Below are 13,463 nucleotides of genomic sequence, written 5' to 3' on the forward strand. Positions count from 1 at the left end.
GGCGTCCCTTCGGATGGCATCAAAAAAAAGCAGGCCGCTGTTTGCGGCCTGCCCTTAATTTCTCCGGAGTCAGCTTAGATGCCCGGAATCGAATTGCGCTTATGTGCGGTACGCTTATAGTAGCTCTCCAGGCGCTCCTTCGCCTGCGGGCTCACTTCCTTGCCTTCCAGATAGTCGCTGTTCTCGTCATAAGTAATGCCGAGCTCGCCTTCGTCCGTCTGGCCTTCCCACAAACCGGCGGTAGGCGCCTTGTCCAGAATCGCCTGCGGCACGCCAAGGTAACCGGCTAACTGGCGGACCTGACGCTTGTTGAGCGTGCTGAGCGGCGTAATGTCCACCGCGCCGTCACCCCACTTCGTGTAGAAGCCGGTAATGGCTTCGGAAGCATGGTCCGTTCCCACGACGAGCAGGTTCAGGTCAAATGCCAGCGCATACTGCATCACCATGCGTGTTCTCGCCTTGATGTTCCCTTTGCCCTGCGGGGTCAGGTGGCGGTGGATGCCAATTTGCTTGAGCCCATGCTCCGCTTCCAAGGCAATTTCGCCGACGGCATCCTCGATATTGGTCTCGGCCTTATATTTCAGGTTAAAAGCTTCCGCCACCGCATAGCTGTGCTCGATATCCTCCTGAACCGCATAGGGCTGGAACACGCCCAGCGTCATATATTCCTTGCCTTCCTCCTCGCTGAGCTCGTCGGTCGCCCGTTTGCACAGGCCGGTCGCCACGGCGCTGTCGATCCCCCCGCTGATGGCGATGAGCAGTCCCTTCGCCCCCGCGCTCTTCACATAGGATTTCAGGAAATCCACCCTTTTCCGGACTTCGCTCTCCACATCGATCGCCGGCTTCACGCCAAGGGCCGCAATAATTTCTTCCTGCAAACTCACGATAAGCACCTCTCTTGAACAGAATAGTCGATTAAATACGGTATGATTTCAAACACAAAAGCCCCGTACGTATCGGATGTCCGAATACCCGGGGCATTATGTACGAGGTGCGCCGATTAACGGCACACCCGGTCAAACGCTTCGATCAGATCGTCGGCAATTTCTTGAGCCGAACGGTCTTCGATTTGGTGACGCTCAATAAAATGAACAAGCTCCCCGTCCTTCATCAGGGCGATGGATGGAGATGACGGCGGATATGGAGCGAAATACTCGCGGGCTTTCGCCGTCGCTTCCTTATCCTGTCCGGCAAATACCGTAAACAGATTGTCAGGCACGATGTCATGCTGCAAAGCCTGAGCTACGCCGGGACGGCATTGGCCGGCGGCACAGCCGCACACCGAGTTCACGACAACCAGCGTGGTGCCTGGCGCGTCCGGAAGGTGAGTCTCCACTTCTTCCGCGGTTCTAAGTTCCTTAATGCCGAGGCGCGTCAGTTCGTCACGCATCGGTTGAATCATATCCTTCATATATCTGTCAAAAGACATGGCCATTCCCTATCACTCCTTGGATACAAAATATCAATGGACAAGCTCATAACAACATCCGCTGTTAATACTCCTATTATACATCCATAAGGGTCGAAATCAAGAGAAGCAGCGGCCTTGCGGGCTGTCAGATCATTCCCGCCCACGAATCCGTAACGGGGAACTGAATGGTGAAAGCCGTCCCCTTTCCCTCCTCCGATTCTACCGATATTTTGCCGTGATGGCGCTCCACGATGCTGAGACAGAGGGCAAGACCGAGCCCGGTACCTTTGGCTTTGGTCGTAAAAAACGGCTCGAACAGCCGCTCCTGCCTGCTCTTGGCGATCCCCATCCCCGTATCCTTGATGATCAGCTCCACAAAGGAGTCGTTCAGTCTCGTCTCGATCGTCAGCTGCCCTTTTTCCTCCATGGCTTCCATGCCGTTGCGCGACAGGTTCAGCACCAGCTGCTTGATTTCCTTCGCGTTCAGGCTCAGCTCCGGGACCTTCTCGTCCAGGATCAGCTCGATCGTCTGTCCGCGCAGATTCGCATCTGCCCACAGCAGCGGGCTTAAATCGCTGATGATCGTATGCAGATGCCATTGTTCTTTCTCAGCGATACGGTTCTGGGCAAGGGATAAAAAGTCGTTGATAATACCGTTCGCCCGGTCCAGTTCCTCCATGACGATCCGGTAGTAATGGTCGAGCGCTTCCGGGCTCTTCTCCTTCATCAGCTGTAGGAAACCCCGGACGACGGCCATGGGATTGCGTATTTCATGGGTGATGCTGGCCGCCATCTGACCGACAAGGCTGAGTCTTTCCACATTCTCCAGCTCGCTTCGCAGCCTCGCCAGCTCGGTCACGTCCTGAAAAGCGAGGACCGCTCCGATAATGGCACCTGTATGTGTATTCGTTAATGGTGATGTGCTTATGTAGTAGTTATGCGTTCCGATGCGGATCAGCTCATTGCCCAGCTTCTTGCCCTGAAGCGCCTGAACGATCCGGTAGTTGATGTAGTCTTGACCCATAATATCCACGAACATCGTGACAGGGTAGCCGAGCACGTCCTGCTTAGTAAGGTCGGGGTCCTTCGTCTTGACCAGGTTCATCATCGTGTCGTTGATGCTTGTGATATTGCCGGCATGATCGACCGAAACCATCGAAATGGGCGTGGCATCGATGACCTGCTGCAGCTTCTCCTCTTCCCTGAGATATTTCTCGGAGATGCCCATAACCTGCTCCTTCAGCCGTAGCTTCTCCAGAGCAAATTCAATCATATACACCAGAGTACCCCCGGTGAACATACTGGTTAATATATAGAAGAGAACGATCAGCACCAGCCCTGCATCGGTTAAATTCAGGTTGGGAGATTCGATAATCGGGGCGGCCGTGATCAATAGCATCGCAGGCATAAGGCACAGCCACAGCTTGTTGATCTTCTCCGTGAGCGGCCCTTTCCGGAACTTCGGGGACATCCAGATCAGAAGAGGGTATAGCGGTAATCCGGTATGCAGAAACAAACCGAGAACCGTCCAATTGGGATTAAATATGAAGTCGCACAGAAGGCACAGCCCCGCCAGAGGCAGGCCCGTCTTATATCCTCCATACAGCATCCCGATAAACAGCGGCAGAATGCCCAGGTTTAATGGAATGTAGTTAAAAATGGAGGAGGAAAACATCGAGCAGAGCAAAATCGTCAGAGCGCTGGACAAAATAATGACAAGATCAAAATCCATGGCTTCCATTCGCTTTCTACGCCTAAAAACCCGGACATATTTGTCCAGTCCCATTGGGAAGAGAAAAGCGAAGGAACCGGCCATAAGTACCTGTGTTATAATGTTTTTCAGTGCGTAAATAATCGCCAATCCCTCCTCCCCGCCAGGGCAGGTCTGTGTAGTTCCCAATACGAATCTTTAGTGATTGCAGCCGGTTCTTCTTGCCGTTCGAGTGTAAGCGATTCATTACAGGTTTAACGGACTACAAGGAATAGGAAGATGTACCGCTGTTTTATGATGAAAGACGATTTCCTTTTGATTAAATCACAGCCAACACGATATTACAATATATCCTGATATATCCTAAAAAAGGACACACGAAACAGGAAAATAGACTGTCGTAAAAATAAAGGAGTTTAACCAGTGAACCGATATGACGTAATTGTTGCCGGAGGCGGATCCGCGGGTCTAATGGCATGTGTCTCGGCCGCCCGGCATGGGGCATCTGTCCTACTTTTGGACAAAGGAAATAAACTTGGCCGCAAGCTCGGCATTTCCGGAGGCGGCCGCTGCAACGTAACCAATGCCAAAGAAACCGATGATCTGATCGCTCATATCCCAGGCAACGGCCGCTTTTTGTACAGCGCGTTCCAGCATTTTAACAACCGGGATATTATGAACTTTTTTGAAGGGCTCGGCATTGCCCTGAAGGAAGAGGACAACGGGCGGATGTTTCCGGTATCCGACAAGGCCGCCAGCGTCGTGGGCGCTCTCATTCAGGAGGTAAAGAGGCTCGGCGTAGAGATCAAAACGGATAGCCCGATTGCGGAGGTGCTCTATGAGGATGGAAGAACGGCAGGCGTTCGTCTGAAGTCCGGTCATATTTACAAAGCCCCCAGCGTCATTGTCGCCACCGGCGGCAAATCCGTGCCCCATACCGGATCCACCGGTGACGGTTACCCTTGGGCAGAGGCCGCCGGCCACACGATTACCGAGCTGTACCCTACCGAAGTCCCTATCGTTTCCCATGAAAAGTGGATCCAGTCCAAGGAGCTTCAGGGACTCTCCCTGCGGGACGTGGAGCTCTCCGTGTGGAATCCCAAAGGTAAAAAAGTGATCGGGCACCGCGGGGATATGATCTTTACCCATTTCGGCGTATCCGGTCCGATCGCCCTGCGATGCAGCCAATTTCTGCGGCAGGTCAAAAATAAGTTTCATACGCCAGATGTCGAAATGGCCATCGACCTGTTCCCGGATCTGGACGTGTCGTCGCTCGACCAGCTGCTGAGGGACAAACTCGCGTCCGAGCCAAAAAAGGCAATCCGTAACGTGCTCAAGGGCCAGGTCCCCGATCGGCTGCTTCCGCTGCTGTTCGATAAATCCCAGCTGGACGGGGACGCGACCTACGCCCATCTGCCCAAACAGCAGTGGGGGGATTTTGTCGCCTGCCTGAAGCAGTTCCGTTTCCGCGCGGTCGGCACCAAATCGATCGAGGAGGCGTTTGTCACCGGCGGAGGCGTCAACCTGAAGGAGATCAACCCGAAGACGATGGAATCGAAGCTGATGCCGGGGCTGTTTTTCTGCGGCGAAGTACTCGACATTCACGGATACACCGGCGGCTATAACATTACGGCCGCCTTCTCGACTGGCTATACCGCTGGCATGCACGCGGCGGGGTACCATTAAAAATCCAATTTCGAGGTGATTGGTATGAGGGTGGAGCTGAACAATGATTTTTGCCGGCAATTCGGCATTCGTTACCCTATTTTTCAGGCGGGCATGGCCGGCGGTCCCACGACGCCTGAACTCGTGGCCGCCGTATCGAATGCCGGCGGTCTCGGCACACTGGGGGCGGCCTACATGGAGCCTGCGGCGATCCGCGCAGCGATCGCGGACATCCGCGGGCGGACAAGCGCCCCGTTTGCGGTCAATCTGTTCACCGTCCCGATGGAAGACGACAATCACCGGACCGCCGAGGTCCAGCGTGTTCTCGACTCCATCCGGGATGATTTGGGATTGCCGCCCGCCCCGCCTCAGGCGGTCCAAACGCCGGATCACTTGGAGCGGCAGTTCGCCGAAGTGCTCGAAGCCGGCGTTCCCGTGATCAGCACCGCCTTTGGCGTGCTGTCCCCGCGGCATATGGAGCTGGCCAAGACGGCCGGCATGAAGGTGGTCGCCATGGCGACCACCGTGGAGGAGGCGCTGGAAGCCGAGCGCTCCGGCTGCGATGCGGTCGTCGCGCAGGGAAGCGAGGCCGGCGGCCACCGCGGCACGTTCAACGTCGAGTCTCACCCCATGGGGGCGAACATCGGCACCTTCGCCCTCGTGCCGCAGATTGCCGACCGGGTGTCCATTCCGGTCATCGCCGCCGGCGGCATCATGGACGGGCGCGGCATGGTCGCCGCCATGGTTCTGGGAGCGCAGGCGGTCCAAATGGGCACCCGCTTCCTGACGGCGGCCGAATCCGGTGCGCATCCCGCCTATCAGGCGGCGCTGCTTGCCAGCACCGAAGAGAGCACGGTGCTGACCAAGGCCTTCTCGGGCCGGCCCGCCCGGGGCATCGCCAACGCCTTCGTCCGGGAGTGGAACAAGAGCGGCGTTGAGCCGCTTCCGTTCCCGACGCAGAACACGGCGACCCGGGATATTCGTAACGCGGCCGTCCGGCAGAATCAAGCCGGCTACATGTCGCTATGGGCCGGGCAGGCGACAAGAATGCTGAAAGCGGGCCAGAGCGCCGCAGACATCGTGGAGGAAACCGTCCGGCAGGCGCTCGAAATATTGGAATCTTAGCTCCTGCCCGATTCGTACGATTGTGATGCAATGATGTGACGTTATGCTTTCCTATCTAATAAAACGCCTGGATCTAAGATCCGGCGTTTTTTTAGATTAAGAACGTATATATTTTGAGCAGAGCTATTGATCATATTTTTCGCAGCATCATCAACTGAAGAAGGGTTACCGTGATCCAAACAGCTGCGAGCGCCAGCGGAATCAGCGCAACCGCAGCTGCCCAGACCGGCAGCATCGAGAACAGCAGCAGCCCTGACGTCACGAGCGCATACGGCGCAAGCAGCATCCGTACGGCCTTCTTCATGGCGCTCAGCTTCACCTCGTCCGCCCAGGGCAGCATCGTAACAAAGCCTTCCTTCATAAAGGCCACTGCATTTAAATACAGCCAGTAAGCCAGCAGCAAATGAAGCGCGGCGTAGACCAGAATCTTCACCCCGGGGGGCAGCGTCAACAGGATGGCCGCGCTGAGCGACATGACCTGCGCATATCCTGTAAGCTGCTTCGTCTGGCGCACATATGCCTTTACGCATGCCCCGGCCAGACGATGGACCGGCGTTGACGATCGGAACAGACGCTGGGACCGCCGAAAAATCCATGGTCTGCTGCGAATTTTCCGCGGTTTGTCCATGGCGCTGCTCAGCACGAGTCCGGTCAGCTTGGTCCGCTGAACCAGCTCTTCCTGGATATCGTTCATAAATGTGCCGCGAGTTCTCATCCGCACCAGGAGCAGCAGCACGTTGATCACCGCCAGCAGGGCGGAAGCGGCAGCCAGCCAGGACGGGCTGTCTATCCACCATACCGACAATACGACGTATGCTGCGGCCGGAAGCACGACCATGGGCAGATACAGCAGCCATCTCCGCCAGCCGTGAGCCCGGATCCGTGCGAAATGCTTCAGCCAGACCATCAGGCCGCCGGCCGTCACCGTGAAGAGCAGCCAGCACCAGGCAGCATCAAGGCTGATCCCATATCTGCGGACCATCAAGGGAAGCACCAGCAGAAAGCCCGCTCCCGCCTTCAGGGCTGTGGCGATCATGCTGTAGATGCCTCCCCTCAGCATCAGCCCGCGCAGCCACCGCCCACGCTGATGAATGAAAAGGACGTCGGCCTCGCGGATCATGAGGAACATTTTGCCCGCTGATAGCCACAATAACAGAAATACAGGAATAACGCCGAATATCATATGGCTGCTCCACTGCGGGAGCGGCTCCTTCCATAAACCGTAATACAGCCTTCCCCCCAGCAGCGCGCCCGGAATCAGCATGTACAGGAGCACCGTCCAGTCCGCCACCGACCGGATGACGGCGATAGTTTCCTTCCAGTGGGTGCGGAGCCGGTGCCAGAACAATCGCCCGGGGGTTGGGTAGGCATAATCGGTATTGCTTGAATCCGCCATGTTCATCTCCTTTCCATGGATGTCAGCCAGTCTGCGAAGAAACATCCGGTACCCTCGTTCCTACCGAAGACCGGGCTCGTCGAAGCATCCGGCCTCAGGTCAGGGCATCAAAGCAGTCGAACAGCGAGGCGTCCGGCAGCCCGGCCGTCCTGCGGATATCCGTCAAATCCCCTTTGGCCACCATTCGCCCGCCGGAGATCATCACGAACGCATCGCAGATCCGCTCGGCCGTATCCAGCACATGGGTAGACATCAGCACGCCGGCGCCCCTCCCCCGCTCCTCTTCCAGGAGCCGCAGGAAATCCTTGGTCGCCCGCGGATCCAGGCCGATGAAGGGCTCGTCCACGATATAAATATCGGGTTCCGCCAAAAATCCGAGCATGAGCATCATTTTCTGCTTCATCCCTTTGGAAAAACCGGCCGGGAGCTGATGCTTCACCCCGCTCATGCCGAACTGGGCCAGCAGCTCCTCTGCATGGCGGACAAAAGCTTCGTATTCCAATTCGTAAGCGGCCGCAGCCAAATCGAGATGCTCCCAGAGCGTCAAATCGTCATAAAACACCGGCTGCTCGGGGATGTAGGCGTACCGCCCGCTCTCCCCTCCGATCGTTACGGACGCCCTGGAGTATTTTAGCAAACCGAGCAGCGTCTTCAGCGTCGTGCTTTTTCCGGCACCGTTCGGACCGATGACGCCCAGCAGCTCCCCAGGCGCCACTTGAAAAGAAACGTCCCAAATGCGCGGCTGTCCTTCTTCGTATCCCGCTTCCTCGATATGCACATCGAGCACAGGCAGCAAAGGCTCCATGATCCACCTCCAGCAAAAATAATCCGTTTCGAGCCATAGAGCTTATGTATATCAACAAAGGCCACCAAAACCATATGGATCGGAACGGCTGCGTCCCGACCCTGCATAATTTAACTATATGAAAAGTTCACCCGATAATCCATACGTCCCGGGACTGAAATCGATCTACAGCCGGGCGGGCTTATTTAAAATGCTGGACCAGCGTTCCTCCGCCGCCATCCGCCTTCACTTCGGCATAAGCGCCGTTCACCAGCGTCATTTGTGGCGGCACGTGACCGCAGTCGATATCGTAAATGACCGGTACGCCCAGTTCTTCCGACAGCTCCTGGTATACATCCTCCACCGTATATCCTTCCATTGGACGGTTGGCCGCGCTCCGGCCGAACATCAGCCCGGCGCAGCCCTCGAACCAGCCGGCATACTTCATCTGAACAAGGGACCTGCGCAGATCGGCCGTGTTCAGCTCGCAGTTCTCCAAATACCAGAGGAGAGGTTCGCCCGGAATATGGCGCTCCCGGAATGCTGCCACATCCCCGTAAGGCGTGCCGATCAAATGGCGGATAACGTCGACGCATCCCCCGAGCAGCCGGCCCTGCAGCGACTCCGGCCCGCCCGAAACCGTCTTCCACACCGTCGGCTCCGTCAGATGGAAGACGCACGGGCTTGGATCATCATGACGCCACTCCTTCTGGTATTTGGCCGATGCCTGCTGAGCAATCCGATCGCCCGGCTTGGCTGTCAGCACGGCCTCCCACATGGCCGAGGTAGGATCCGAATACGTCCCCCGCAGGTCGACGAAATTAAGGCCGTGAGCGGTGGCGACTCCCGTCTTCAAAGTGATGGCCAGAAGCAGAACGCTGAGGTCCGAATAGCCGAGAATCCATTTCCGCGGCATGTGGTCAAAGTCCACCCGGTCCAAAATTTCGATGAGCAGTTCCCCGCCCCACGGAGGAATGATCGCACCGATCCGGGGATCCCTAAGCATCTCATTCAGCTCCTCGGCACGGACCCTGGCCGGAGCGGACTTGGCCTTGTGCTGCGTCCAGACCGTCTCGCCGACGCGTATGTGATAGCCCCTCTCCTCCATACGGCTGACAGCCGTGCGGAACATGTCGTGCAGACCGGGCTCTATGCCCGAGGAGGGAGCCGTCACACCGACGACAGCCCCTTTTTCCATTCGCGGATATTGAATCACTGCCGCATCCCTCCACAAGATTTTCTCCCTATCTTACTAAAAAAGGATAGCTGGAACAATGACGATGTTACGGAATGGCACGCTCCCTGCGACCCTTGCTCGAAAGAACTTGTTCACATGCAAAAAGCAAGGATTCATCGGACATCGAGGAATCCTTGCTGCGGCAGCAACGCTATGAGGTTTTATCCATTCGCGCCTTCCCGCGCGCCTTCCTCCTCTTCCTCCGGACCGGCTGAAGGAACCGTATTTCGCAGTCCGAGCACGATCAGAAGGCTTACGACGGCGATGACAGCCATCACGACATACAGGGAATGGAGGCTCCCCTCAAGAATATGCCTCAGCTCGCTCCACAACTCCTTGGGAAGCGATGCGCTTCCTTCCGGAGTCAGCAGCTGGTTGACCTCTTCTTGGCCGACCCGCTCCAGCCCGGGAGTATCGGCGAGCCGTCCGGCCAGCGTCAAGTTGATCAGTGATCCAAAGACAGCGACGCCGACCGTCTGGCCCAGTGAGCGGATAAAGGTATTCAGCGCCGTCGACGCGCCGCGAAGTGAGTAACCGACCGAGGACTGTGCAATAATCGTGAACACCGTGTTGGAATATCCGAAGCCGAGGCCGTAGATAAAGGTAAAAATCAAAATCACGTAATGCGGCGTCCCCTCGCCGATCCAGACTAACCCGAGAGCCCCGATCACGATGCCGGCCAGGCCGATCAGCGTCGTTTTCCGCGAACCGGCGGTAAGAATGAGCCGGCTCCCCGCTACGGAGCCGAACAGCCAGCCGATCGACATCGGTGCCATCGTCAGCCCGGACATCGTGGCATTTTTGCCCATGACCCCTTGAATCCAGAGCGGCGTATACGTCGTGAGGCCGATCAGCAGCGCGCTGGTCAGCATGGCGGCAACGGTTGATACGGAAATGTCGCGGATCCTGAACAGCTTCAGCGGCAGCATCGGCTCCTTCGCCCTGGCCTCCACCACGATAAAGGCTGCCAGGAAAACCAGCGCAAGCACGATGCAGAGCACGATCCACACCGAAGACCAGGCAAAAAACTGCCCGCCGGTCGCCAGCGCAAACAGCAGCGCCGTCATCCCCACCGTAAACGTTCCGGCACCTGCGAAATCGACATGCGTTTCGGCACGCTCCTGCCGCTGTTCGTGGAAATGGCGGGCGATCATCCACATGGACAGCAGCCCGAACGGCACGTTAAAGCCGAAAATCCAGCGCCAATTCAAATAGTCGACAAAGTATCCCCCGATGAGCGGTCCGATCAGGGAGGCAATGCCCCAGACCGAACTGATGAGTCCCTGGATTTTGGCGCGTTCTTCAATCCGGTAGACGTCCCCGATAATCGTAAAAGTGACCGGAATGACCGCCCCCGCTCCGATGCCCTGAATGGCCCGAAACGCGATCAGCTGGCCCATACTTTGCGAGAAGCCGCACAGCAGCGATCCCAAGACAAACAGCAGCGACCCGATTTGAAATACCGGTTTGCGGCCGTACAGGTCGCTGATTTTTCCGAAAATCGGAGTGGATACGGCCATGGTCAGCAGGTAGGCCGTAAAAATCCAGCTGAGGAGCTTCATGCCGCCAAAGCTGCTGATGATGGCCGGACCGGCCGGTCCCGTTACGGTTCCTTCGATGGCCGACAAGAACGTGGATACGAGGATTCCGGCCAGAATCCAGTTCCGGCTCTGCTTTCCAGGCAAATGGTCAGATCGATTCACGTTATTTGTATCCTTTCTCCCGTTTTGACAAAGTTTCCTTATAACGAAACGTATCCACCCAGTGCACGAAAAATGGCCTCTGGCAAGAGACCGCTTTTCAGACTGGGCGGATGCATAGGGTTTATTAAAATAGAAGGGCGTGAAATTCCAGGCGTAGACGATCATTCGACCGTCACTCAAACGAAATCTTCCTGCCTATGATCGTACATGAATAAGTCCGTGATTCCGGCCCAACTGCCGGTAATCTTCGACCTTGCCTTGATCGAGCCGGAGCACGAAAGAAGCATCCTCCTCCACCAGGCGGGGGTCGTGGGTAATCATGAGCAGGGCAGCGCCCCGGGCGGCGGCACCCCGGCACAGCTTCAGCAGCCGCTGCGCGGCACGGTAATCGATGCCTGAGGTGGGCTCATCGAGAATGTAGAGGGCTTTCGGCTGGATCAGCTGGCCGATGACGCTGAGCAGCCTCTTCTCACCCTGGCTGAGCAGATAAGGGGAGTCTTGACGACGCCCGTTCAGCCCGGCAGCCGCAAGCAACGCCTCGGCCGCTTCGGTCTGCTCAGGCTTCAGTTCAGCTTGCCGCCGGCGCCAGCCGCTTCGAATCCGCAAGCCGTACACGAGCTCATCCCACACCGTATGCTCCACAAATTGATGCTCCGGCTGCTGGAACACGTATCCGATGTCCCCGGCAAGCTGATGAACCGGCATACCGGATACGTCCCGCCCCTTCCAATATACCGAACGGGAAGGAACCGGGAGCAGGCCCATCAGGAGGCGGGTGAGCGTCGTTTTGCCCGAACCGTTCTCACCGGTCAGCATGCCCCACGCTCCCGGATGCATCGCAAACGAGACGTCCCGGAGCGCTTCCTGGCCTCCGGGGTAGGTGTAGCTCAGGTTCCGGACCTCCAGCAGCGGTCCGGAAGCCGAGTCACCGCCGGGGCAATCCGCACCCGGCGGCCTCTGCGCCGGCGCCGTCACCAGGCCGGCGCTCTGCAGGGTCCCGGCGGCCGGCTCCGCTGCATGCGCGCCGCCTGCCGGGCCGCCGGCTTCCGCTGCCCCCTCCCACGGGGGCAGCACGCCGAGCTGCGCCAGCCGGTCCCGGCTGGTGCGCAGCAGCTCCTGCGGCGCTCCGTCCAGCAGGACTGCGCCGCCGTCCAGGACGATGACGCGCTCCGCAGCGCGCGCGGCATCGTCGAAGCGGCCGGACACCGTGACGACGGTCCGGCCCTCGGCGTGCAGCCTGCGGCAGAGCTGCACGAACTGCGCCTGCGCCGCGGGGTCGAGGCTGGCGGATGCATCGTCGAAGACGATCATCCGCGGAGACAGCGACAGCACCGCGGCAATGGCGGTGCGCTGGCGCTGTCCGCCGGACAGCTCGCGCACCGGGGAGCGGCGGCGGGCGGTCAGGTTCACCGCCGCCAGCGCTTCGGCCACGCGGGACTCGATCTCCGCCGGCGGCACGCGGAGATTCTCGGGCCCGAATGCGGCCTCATCCTCGACGACGCCCCTCACCAGCTGGGCGTCGGGATCCTGGAACACGATGCCGGCCACCTTGGCGATCTCAGCAATCGGAGCTTCTGCCGGGTCAATCGTGTCCAGCCGCACATTCCCTTCCCGGCGGCCGCCTCCGCTCCGCGGAAGATAGCCGCTAAGCAGCTGGCACAGGGTAGACTTGCCGCTGCCGCCCGGTCCGATCACCGCCGTAAACTGTCCGGCCGGAATCGTGAGCGACACGCCACGGAGCGCAGGCTGCTCCACATCTTCGTACCAATAAGAAAGCTCGGTCAGCTCAATGGAAGTTCCCTGCATCCGCAGAAGCCTTTCTGCCAATGGCAAAACGTTTAAGCAGTCCGCTCCGCTGAAGCATATCCCCGAGCACCTTGGTAAGCAGGCCGCACAGCACGATACCGCTGATGATCCGCACCACCATCGTTATTGCCAGCACCTGAAAGCTCCAGGACGTATACCCGAACATGTTCGCCGCGCAAATGAACCAGATCGGCACCATCGCGCCGCCGACCAGCATCATCGCACCGGCATTCCAGCGTTTGTAACGAAGCAGAAAAAATACGGCCTCCGCCACAACCAGATAACACAGCGCCGCCACGATGCTCGCCGCAATCCCGTACGTATTGCCTACGAAGCACTGGATCGCGCCGCCAATTCCGTATGTAATTGCCGCGGTTCCCGGCTTGCGGATAATGTAATAGGCCAGCAGGCCGTACACCATGTACACGCCGACGATGGTAGAGGTCGCCACGGGCCCGCCCAGGCTGTTCAGCATTTTATTAATGTAAGATAAATAAAAGGTCAATACCGCGTTCGCTGTGGCCAGCATCGCCATCAGCACGATGTCCAGCGTCGTAAACGGGACAACACGTCTCTTTGATTGTGATAAAGTTTCCATCTCATGTCAACTCCTAATCAGGAAAAT

The 13,463-nt window shown here is 58.0% G+C and carries 11 protein-coding genes; 2 read left to right on the forward strand and 9 right to left on the reverse strand.

The genetic code is table 11. From position 1 onward, the window contains the following. Nucleotides 1-74 precede the first annotated feature (74 nt). From nadE to ABIE48_RS27850, 3 genes are all read right to left on the reverse strand, one after another. A complete protein-coding gene (gene nadE / locus ABIE48_RS27840) occupies nt 75-884 on the reverse strand; it encodes an ammonia-dependent NAD(+) synthetase (protein ID WP_076175883.1) in 810 nt (269 codons plus the stop codon). A 116-nt stretch (nt 885-1,000) separates the two neighbouring features. Then, nucleotides 1,001-1,435: a BrxA/BrxB family bacilliredoxin gene (locus ABIE48_RS27845; RefSeq protein ID WP_076175886.1), complete on the reverse strand. Its 435-nt coding sequence runs from the start codon at nt 1,433-1,435 to the stop codon at nt 1,001-1,003. Nucleotides 1,436-1,556: 121 nt separating this feature from the next. Beyond that, nucleotides 1,557-3,152, reverse strand: coding sequence for an ATP-binding protein (locus ABIE48_RS27850; protein WP_260869445.1), 1,596 nt, complete (start codon nt 3,150-3,152; stop codon nt 1,557-1,559). A gap of 393 nt (nt 3,153-3,545) precedes the next feature. On the opposite strand from ABIE48_RS27850, the gene ABIE48_RS27855 reads away from it, so the two are divergent. Further along, nucleotides 3,546-4,808, forward strand: coding sequence for a BaiN/RdsA family NAD(P)/FAD-dependent oxidoreductase (locus ABIE48_RS27855; protein WP_145026586.1), 1,263 nt, complete (start codon nt 3,546-3,548; stop codon nt 4,806-4,808). Nucleotides 4,809-4,832: 24 nt separating this feature from the next. Continuing rightward, nucleotides 4,833-5,912: an NAD(P)H-dependent flavin oxidoreductase gene (locus tag ABIE48_RS27860; protein WP_145026588.1), complete on the forward strand. Its 1,080-nt coding sequence runs from the start codon at nt 4,833-4,835 to the stop codon at nt 5,910-5,912. A 130-nt stretch (nt 5,913-6,042) separates the two neighbouring features. On the opposite strand, the gene ABIE48_RS27865 is transcribed toward ABIE48_RS27860, so the two are convergent. The 6 genes from ABIE48_RS27865 to ABIE48_RS27890 all read right to left on the reverse strand — a co-directional run bounded on the left by ABIE48_RS27865 (nt 6,043) and on the right by ABIE48_RS27890 (nt 13,436). Then, a complete protein-coding gene (locus tag ABIE48_RS27865; protein WP_186326068.1) occupies nt 6,043-7,308 on the reverse strand; it encodes an ABC transporter permease in 1,266 nt (421 codons plus the stop codon). A 94-nt stretch (nt 7,309-7,402) separates the two neighbouring features. Beyond that, entirely contained in the window at nt 7,403-8,113 is a 711-nt protein-coding gene (locus ABIE48_RS27870) for an ABC transporter ATP-binding protein (RefSeq protein ID WP_076175896.1), read from the reverse strand. A 181-nt stretch (nt 8,114-8,294) separates the two neighbouring features. Continuing rightward, on the reverse strand, nt 8,295-9,308 hold the full coding sequence (locus tag ABIE48_RS27875; protein ID WP_192715901.1) for a S66 family peptidase: 1,014 nt from the start codon (nt 9,306-9,308) through the stop codon (nt 8,295-8,297). 182 nt (nt 9,309-9,490) lie between these two features. Next, nucleotides 9,491-11,032 (reverse strand): MDR family MFS transporter, encoded by a 1,542-nt coding sequence (locus ABIE48_RS27880; RefSeq protein WP_354520072.1) that lies wholly within the window; start codon nt 11,030-11,032, stop codon nt 9,491-9,493. Between the two features lie 195 nt (nt 11,033-11,227). Continuing rightward, the gene (locus ABIE48_RS27885) at nt 11,228-12,838 is read right to left on the reverse strand and encodes an ABC transporter ATP-binding protein (RefSeq protein WP_192716178.1); all 1,611 of its coding nucleotides are present in this window, start codon (nt 12,836-12,838) and stop codon (nt 11,228-11,230) included. After that, nucleotides 12,819-13,436 carry an ECF transporter S component gene (locus tag ABIE48_RS27890; RefSeq protein ID WP_089549034.1) on the reverse strand — a complete coding sequence of 206 codons (618 nt, stop codon included), beginning with the start codon at nt 13,434-13,436 and terminating at the stop codon, nt 12,819-12,821. The genes ABIE48_RS27885 and ABIE48_RS27890 overlap by 20 nt, the downstream gene beginning before the upstream one ends. Nucleotides 13,437-13,463: the final 27 nt, after the last annotated feature.

The sequence above is a fragment of the Paenibacillus sp. OAE614 genome (genome assembly GCF_040546645.1).
GTDB classification, from domain to species: Bacteria; Bacillota; Bacilli; order Paenibacillales; family Paenibacillaceae; genus Paenibacillus_AQ; species Paenibacillus_AQ favisporus.

Excerpts from the sequence above, each read along its gene's own strand:
- ABIE48_RS27885 (WP_192716178.1), bottom strand. The coding sequence starts at position 12,838 with ATGCAGGGAACTTCCATTGAGCTGACCGAGCTTTCTTATTGGTACGAA.
- ABIE48_RS27860 (WP_145026588.1), top strand. The coding sequence starts at position 4,833 with ATGAGGGTGGAGCTGAACAATGATTTTTGCCGGCAATTCGGCATTCGT.
- ABIE48_RS27865 (WP_186326068.1), bottom strand. The coding sequence starts at position 7,308 with ATGGCGGATTCAAGCAATACCGATTATGCCTACCCAACCCCCGGGCGA.
- ABIE48_RS27870 (WP_076175896.1), bottom strand. The coding sequence starts at position 8,113 with ATGGAGCCTTTGCTGCCTGTGCTCGATGTGCATATCGAGGAAGCGGGA.
- ABIE48_RS27845 (WP_076175886.1), bottom strand. The coding sequence starts at position 1,435 with ATGGCCATGTCTTTTGACAGATATATGAAGGATATGATTCAACCGATG.
- ABIE48_RS27850 (WP_260869445.1), bottom strand. The coding sequence starts at position 3,152 with ATGGAAGCCATGGATTTTGATCTTGTCATTATTTTGTCCAGCGCTCTG.
- ABIE48_RS27890 (WP_089549034.1), bottom strand. The coding sequence starts at position 13,436 with ATGGAAACTTTATCACAATCAAAGAGACGTGTTGTCCCGTTTACGACG.